Raw genomic sequence first — 3640 nt, 5'->3', positions numbered from 1 at the left:
GAACGCGATGCCCAGCGCGAAGACGCCGATCAGCAGGGTGGGGAAGCCACGGCTGCGCAGCGGCCCGAGACCGCGCGCCGACTCGCCCGGCGCGCGATGCCGCCGGTGCATCACCGGCACCCGGGCGATCACGACCGTACCGGCCAGCGTCGCGGCAGCCGCGGCGATGATCGCGGCGGCCGGGCCGCCGGTGATCACGATGAGCGCCGCGACGAGCATCGGCCCGGCCACGAACACGAGCTCGAACAGGGACGTCTCGGCGGCCAGCGCGGCCTGGCGCAGCGCGTGCTGCCCACTGCTCACGCCGGTCATGTCGGTCCAGGCCCGGCGGATCGCCGCGGTGGACGGTGGATAGGTGGCGCCGGCCACCGCGGAAGCGACGACGATCAGCGGCAGCGCGTCCCCTCCCCCACGGGCGATGAGCAGCAGCCCGGCCAGCGCCAGTGGGTGGACGATCGCGGTGATCAACAACACCGGGCGAGACCCGACGCGGTCGGCGAGCCGGCCGGCGACCGGGCTGAGCACGGCGCCGGCGATCGCGTAGACGCCGCCCGCCAGGCCCGCCGCGGCATAACGGCCGGTGGCCTCCTCGACCAGCAGCAGAAGTGCCAGCGGGGTCATGCCGATGCCCAGGCGGGCGATGATCCCGACGATCAACATGACCTTCGCTCCGGGCAACTGCCAGACGGCAAGGTACTGACGAAGCGCGGTCACGCCCCCGACGTTATGTGCCGGGGGCGTGGTAACACACAGGAAATATGGCGGGGATCACCGCACCGCGGCGTTGCCCGTGATGGCCGCCAGCTGGTGCAGGCGCTTGATGCGCTCGCCCATCGGCGGGTGCGTCGAGAAGAGCGACGCGATGCCGCCGCCCCGCAACGGGTTGGCGATCATCAGGTGCGCCGCGCTGGTCAGCTGACCCTGCGCCGGCAGCGGCAGCCGCTGCGCACCGTAGTGGATTTTCTCGAGGGCGCTGGCCAGGGCCAGCGGGTCGCGGGTCAGCGTCGCGCCGGAGGCGTCCGCCTGGAACTCGCGGTTCCGGCTGATCGCCAGCTGGATGATCGTCGCGGCCAGCGGGCCGAGAATCAGCATCAGCAGCAGGGAGGCCGGGTTGGGACCGTCCTCGTCGTCACCACCGCCGAGCGGCAGGAAGATCGCGAGCTGCGCGACCATGGTGACGATGCCGGCCAGTGCCGCGGCCACGCTCGAGATCAGGATGTCCCGGTTGTAGACGTGCGACAGCTCGTGGCCGATCACGCCGCGAAGCTCACGCCGGTCGAGGATCCGGGTGATCCCGACGGTGACGGCGACCGCGGCGTGCTGCGGGTTGCGGCCGGTCGCGAAGGCGTTCGGCTGCATGGACGGCGAGACGTAGAGGCGCGGCATCGGCTGGCCGGCCTCTGTCGCCAGCTCGCGGACGATCTGGTGCAGAGCAGGGAACTCGGCCTCGGTGACGGGTTGCGCCCGCATGGCCCGCAGGGCGAGCTTGTCGGAGAAGAAATAGCTGCCGGCGTTGATCGCCAGCGAAAGGACGACGGCGAACACCAGGCCGCCGCTGCCCCCGAGCCAGTAGCCCAGGGCCAGGATGATCGCGGTGAGCAGACCAAGCAGAGCGGCCGTTTTGAGGCCGTTGTGATGGCGGTGCACATGTACTCCTTCGGGATGCGAGCCGGTAGGCCCGCACTCCTAGAGAACATCGACCACCAGTGAATTCATCCGGAAGTAGCTGAGAAGTCGCTGTATGTAGTGGATCACCACGGTCAGGAGACATCGAAGAGACGTAATCCGTGGTGCTCGGCGAAGTCGAGGAAATCCTTGGTGTTGAAGGTGGCGAGCGGCAGCCGCTCAACCAGGCAAGATGCCGCGATCCACGTGTCGTTCACCGGCCGCGAGCGTCCGCGGAGCTGTGCGTTCGCTTGGAGAAGTCCCCAGGTCGTAGCGACCTGCTCATCGAACGGCAGAACCGACACTCCCGCCCGCCAATGCGCGAGCTCAGCCAACTTGCGCGGAGCCCAGCTCCGGATGACGGTCCACGTGGTCAGCTCGCCCAGCGTGATCAGCGTGATGCACGAAGTCTTGCCGGTGAGCCTGGCGCGAAGCCGATCAGGCAGTCGACCGCGCAGGATCGCCGACGCCACGTCGGTGTCCAGGACGACCAAGCTCATGCGGTGTCTGCACGCCGCGAGGCATACAGGTCGGCGAGGAACTCGTCCAACTCTTCGTCGGTCTCGAACAAATCTGGACGGGCCAAGTCCCGGACGTCCTTGATCGGACGGACGCCCTGTTGGCGGGCCAACTCCGCGGCCGGAACGCGCTTGGGCCTGCGGGGCACCGGCTCAGTGTTGCTGGACATCGGCGCTCAACTCCTCCCCTTACTGCGGCACCAAGTTTCCCACGGTCGGCGGCCGTCGATCGGGGCCTGTGGATAACTCGGCGACGCGCTCAGGTGAGGGCGTTGAAGAGGAGCTGCGGGGCGAAGCCCAGCGCCGCCGTCAGGGCCGCCGCGACGATCAGCACCGTCGCCACCGGCCAGGGGACCGGGAGCTTCGGCAGGCGCAGGTCGGCCACCGCCACGCCCGGCGGCGATGCGTAGAGGATCGCCGCCGTGCGGATGTAATAGGCCAGCGCGATCACCGCGTTGATCGCCACCACCGCCGCCAGCCAGGTCCAGCCCGTGTCGATCAGCGCGTCCACGATGGTGACCTTGGCGAACAGGCCCGCCAGGCCCGGCGGCAGGCCGGCCAGGCCCGCAAAGGCCAGGACCAGCGCCGCCGCCTGCCATGGCGAGCGGCGGGCCACTCCCCGGTAGGACGAGATCTCGCCGCCGTCGGCCGTCGGCGGCAGCAGCGACACGATCACCGCGAAGGCGACGAACTCCAGCGCCACGAAGAACGCCGCGTACGCCAGCGCCGCCGTCACTCCGGCCGCGCCCGCGGCCAGCGGCGCCAGGATGTAGCCCGCCTGCGCCACCGAGCTCCACGCCAGCAGGCGGACCATCCGGGTCTGGCGCAGCGCCACCAGGTTGCCCACCGTCATCGTGAGCACCGCCAGGATCGCCAGGAGCGGGCCCGTGTCCAGGCGCGTGACGATCGCCGCCAGCGCCACCACGCCGCCCAGCTTCGAGGCGGTGGACAGGTACGCCGCCACCGGGATCGGGGCGCCGTCGTAGGTGGGCGGCGCCCAGGCGTGCAGCGGGACCGCCGCCACCTTGAACGCGAAGCCGATCACGATGAGGGCGACACCGACGGTCGACAGCGGCGACGGGTCGTTCACCAGCTCGGTCAGGTGCAGGCGGCCCGTGGCGGCGAAGAGCAACGCCGCGCCCATCAGCGCGATCGCCGTCGAGATGACGCTCACCAGGAAGAAGGTCACCGCCGACGCGGACGCCGTGGCGGTCCGGCGCAGTCCGACCAGGACATACAACGGGAGGGTCAGGGTCTCCAGGCCGACGATCAGCGTCACCAGGTCGCCGGCGTAACCGACCACCACGCCGCCGGTCATCGAGCACATCAGCAGGAAGCAGTATTCGCCGGGCGGGGCCGGCGTGCGGGCGGACAGCCCCAGCACGCCGAGGGTCAGCAGGCCGAAGAGCACCGCGACGACCGTCGCGGCCCCAGGACGATCGGAACAGAACACCACT

At 70.4% G+C, this 3640-nt stretch carries 5 protein-coding genes; all 5 read right to left on the bottom strand.

Going from position 1 to position 3640, the window contains the following annotated elements; all coding sequences use genetic code 11:
* On the bottom strand, nucleotides 1-714 hold a 714-nt coding region (locus tag AB0M20_RS32260), incomplete at its 3' end, for an MFS transporter (protein WP_364304113.1).
* 54 nt (nucleotides 715-768) lie between these two features.
* Nucleotides 769-1647 carry a zinc metalloprotease HtpX gene (gene htpX / locus AB0M20_RS32255; RefSeq protein ID WP_364304112.1) on the bottom strand — a complete coding sequence of 293 codons (879 nt, stop codon included), beginning with the start codon at nucleotides 1645-1647 and terminating at the stop codon, nucleotides 769-771.
* Between the two features lie 113 nt (nucleotides 1648-1760).
* On the bottom strand, nucleotides 1761-2165 hold the full coding sequence (locus AB0M20_RS32250; protein WP_364304111.1) for a type II toxin-antitoxin system VapC family toxin: 405 nt from the start codon (nucleotides 2163-2165) through the stop codon (nucleotides 1761-1763).
* A complete protein-coding gene (locus AB0M20_RS32245) occupies nucleotides 2162-2353 on the bottom strand; it encodes a hypothetical protein (RefSeq protein WP_364304110.1) in 192 nt (63 codons plus the stop codon). Before AB0M20_RS32245 ends, AB0M20_RS32250 begins: the two co-directional genes overlap by 4 nt.
* A gap of 89 nt (nucleotides 2354-2442) precedes the next feature.
* Nucleotides 2443-3640 (bottom strand): proton-conducting transporter membrane subunit (locus AB0M20_RS32240; protein ID WP_364304109.1); only part of this gene is annotated, 1198 nt, incomplete at its 5' end.

Origin of the sequence: Actinoplanes sp. NPDC051633, from assembly GCF_040681735.1 — a bacterium.
Lineage (GTDB): Bacteria > Actinomycetota > Actinomycetes > Mycobacteriales > Micromonosporaceae > Actinoplanes.
This window is presented reverse-complemented; position numbering and strand designations above follow the sequence as displayed.